Below are 3,088 nucleotides of genomic sequence, written 5' to 3'. Positions count from 1 at the left end.
CTCCCAGCTTAATTACCGTGTTCTTTTTCATCTTCACCGTCTCCCTTCATGTTCGGAATACGGACAATGGCCGCAGTTCCCCCGCCGGGGCTGCTTTCATAACAAAGTCCGTATTCCCTGCCATAATACAGTTTCAGCCGGGTCTGCACATTATACACTCCCACTCCATTTCTCTCATAGTTGACCTTATGCTTTTGAAAAATGGATTTCATCTGTTCTTCGATCATCCCTTTTCCATTATCCGTTACCTTCAGTATAATATCCCTTCCTTCCGGGTAGGCCTCAATCCGGATAAGCCCCCTGCCGTCTTTATATTTTATTCCGTGGTAAATGGCGTTCTCAGCCAGCGGCTGCAAAACCAGCCGAATCACCGGTTTTTCCAATATGGCTTCATCAATGGCTATTTCATAATCCAGCTTGTCCTTATAACGCATCTGCTGAATATCCAGGTAGTTCTTTACATAATCGGTTTCCTGCCTTATGGTAAAAAGTTCCTGATCGCTGCTGATGGACCGCCTTAAAAGCCTGGCTAAGGCCATGGTCATATGGACCACCTCACGGTTCTTTCCGGCTTCGGCCATCCACACAATGGAATCCAGCGTATTGTAGAGAAAATGGGGATTAATCTGAGACAGCAGGGCTTTCATTTCATTCCTGCGTTTTTCCTCCTGTTCCCGGATGTTTTCCGCCATCAGCTTCTGGATCTCATCCGCCATCATGTTGAAGGCTTTTCCCAAAGTCCTGATTTCATGGTCAGGAATTCGGGTTAGATCCACCTGTTCAAATTTTCCCTTTTCCACCCTTTTCATGGAATCCTGCAGAAGAATCATGGGCTTTGTTATTCTTCGGGAAAGAATTGTCACGGCTGCGGTCAGAACCAGACACAGCAGCAGGGTAACCAGAGTATAGATCAGCTGGGTCTGGGAACGGTTCTTTAAAAGCTCTGAAGTATAGGCCACTCCCACTACCGTCCAGCCTGTTTTTTGGGATTCATTTATGGTATAGAGCTTCTGCCCCATACCCTTGCCGCTTAAGAAATATTCCTCCCTGCAGTCAAGCACTTCTTTAATTTGTTCTTCCTTTAAACCACTGTAGATCAACTGCTGCTTGGGGTGGTAGAGAATGTTTCCCTTCTTGTCCAGAAGAAATACATATCCTCTGGCTCCCAGATCAATTCGCTCGCACTGCTCCTCAATGGCCTTGTAATTTAAATCAATAAAGAAAACTCCCTGATTTTTCGTTCTGTCCGGATACTTTAAGGGACTGCTCAAGGTCACTACCCAGGGGTATTCGTTCATGATGATGTTCTGCACCCGGGAGGATGAAAGAACCGTCATCCCCTTACCGGCCTCCAAAGCGTCCCGGTACCAGGCCTCGTGGAGAATATCCGCATAAGGATTTAAAGTCTGGGTTCCGTCATTTATCAGGATATTATTCGGACCGGCCACGGCGCCGATATTGTAAATATCATCCCGTGTTTCCCTTACCAGCCTAAACCGTTCTAGTACACTGCTTCTTAGCTCTTCCCTGCGGATCGGATCCCTTTCCGAAAATAAATACCGCAGCAGGTCCTTATCGCCTGACATCAGATAGGAAATATTCTCCATATAATCAAGATAGGAATCTATGTTATGGTTCGCCTGCTCGATCAGCTGCATGGTGCCTTTTACGGAATTGTTCAGAACATTTTTTTCGGTATACCGGAAGGAAAAGCCATAGATCAGAAGCAGGGCAGAAAGGATGATGGGAAGGAAGCAGATCAGCATGCCGGAGCGGATGCTTTTAAATTGAAAACGGAACCTCATTTATCTCCTCTTTTCCTTTGCATATTCTGTAGGCGTCTTTCCGGTTGCCTTTTTAAAGACAAGACTGAAATAATGGGGATCTCCGAACCCGGCCTTCTCGGCTACCTGATAAGTTTTTAGTCTGGTAGTTTCCAGAAGTTCTCTGGCCTTTTCCATGCGGATATCACTTAATACCTCTACGAAGCTTTTTCCAATACATTCCCGGAACATGGCACTGAAACGGCTGGGGCTCATAGCCAAATAGCTGCATATGGACTGAAGATTTAAAGAGCTTTCACCATAATGGCTTCTAATATAATCTACGGCTAGTACCGCCCGCTCATTTCCCTTCCTGTCCTTTACCTCTGCCACTGCATCTACAAGTCCTCCGAAAATCTTCTCCAAAGCCTCCCGTTCTTCTTCCAGAGACTTTTTTCCGTCTATTTGCGAGATATATTTATTTACCTGCTCATACGCCTCAAAGCCTTCCATACCCATTACCTCCAGCATGGATCTGGCCTCAGAGAGCGTATGAATGATAATGCTTTTGGCACGGTCCTTTTTTAAAAAGGACTCCTGTATCCGCAGGCAGAGACTGTAAAGAGCCTCTCCGGCTTTCTTTTTATCTCCTTCCCTGACCGCGTTAAGTAAATCATCCTGCAGTTTTTCCCATTCTTCGAAAACAGCCGCTTTCTCAGCCCTTTCCCTGTACAGAATGGCTCCCGCCTCCTGGCTGTAGCGGTATTCCAGCATATCCTCTGCCTCCTCATAGGACAGATAAAGCTGTGCCGTACTGTTTACAGGACTTCCGATTCCAATGGTAAGCCTGATATTCATACAATCTTTAACGCTGTCTGAGATCACATGAAACAGTTTTTCTGCCTTTTCCCCCCAGCGTTCATGAAAGTCCCCGAACAGCAGAAAAACCAGCTGGTGGTCCAGCTTCTGAATCACATACCCCATACCTGATCTTCCAATAATCTCAGCTGCAATATTATAAACAGCAAAGCACAGAAGTTCTGATGACTCCTTATCCTCTCCCCTGATTTCCGCATCCCCGACAGCAACCATACACTTAGAACCCCTAAGGACAATGCCATAGGATTTAAGCTCTGCCTCCAGTTCAGCAGCAGACTTGTTCCCGCAGATCAGGCTCATCAAAAGCTTTGACTTTAAGACCTCTCTATTCCTCAGCAATCTTCTTCTTTCCCGGCTTTCCTGATCCAGCTTTCCGCGGATGCCGTCAAGGGCCTGTCCCAGCTCTTCAAGAGAAAAAGGCTTTAGAATATACTCTCTTACCCGGT

Annotated in this window: 2 protein-coding genes; both read right to left on the bottom strand. The window is 46.3% G+C overall.

Annotation, left to right across the window (positions count from 1 at the left end):
• Window positions 1-8 precede the first annotated feature (8 nt).
• Window positions 9-1,805: a cache domain-containing sensor histidine kinase gene (locus RT269_RS14720; RefSeq protein WP_313183653.1), complete on the bottom strand. Its 1,797-nt coding sequence runs from the start codon at window positions 1,803-1,805 to the stop codon at window positions 9-11.
• Window positions 1,806-3,088 (bottom strand): helix-turn-helix domain-containing protein (locus tag RT269_RS14715; protein ID WP_313183651.1); only part of this gene is annotated, 1,283 nt, incomplete at its 5' end. It lies immediately after the preceding gene.

It is taken from the genome of Lacrimispora sp., from assembly GCF_032078915.1.
GTDB lineage: Bacteria > Bacillota > Clostridia > Lachnospirales > Lachnospiraceae > Lacrimispora.
This window is presented reverse-complemented; position numbering and strand designations above follow the sequence as displayed.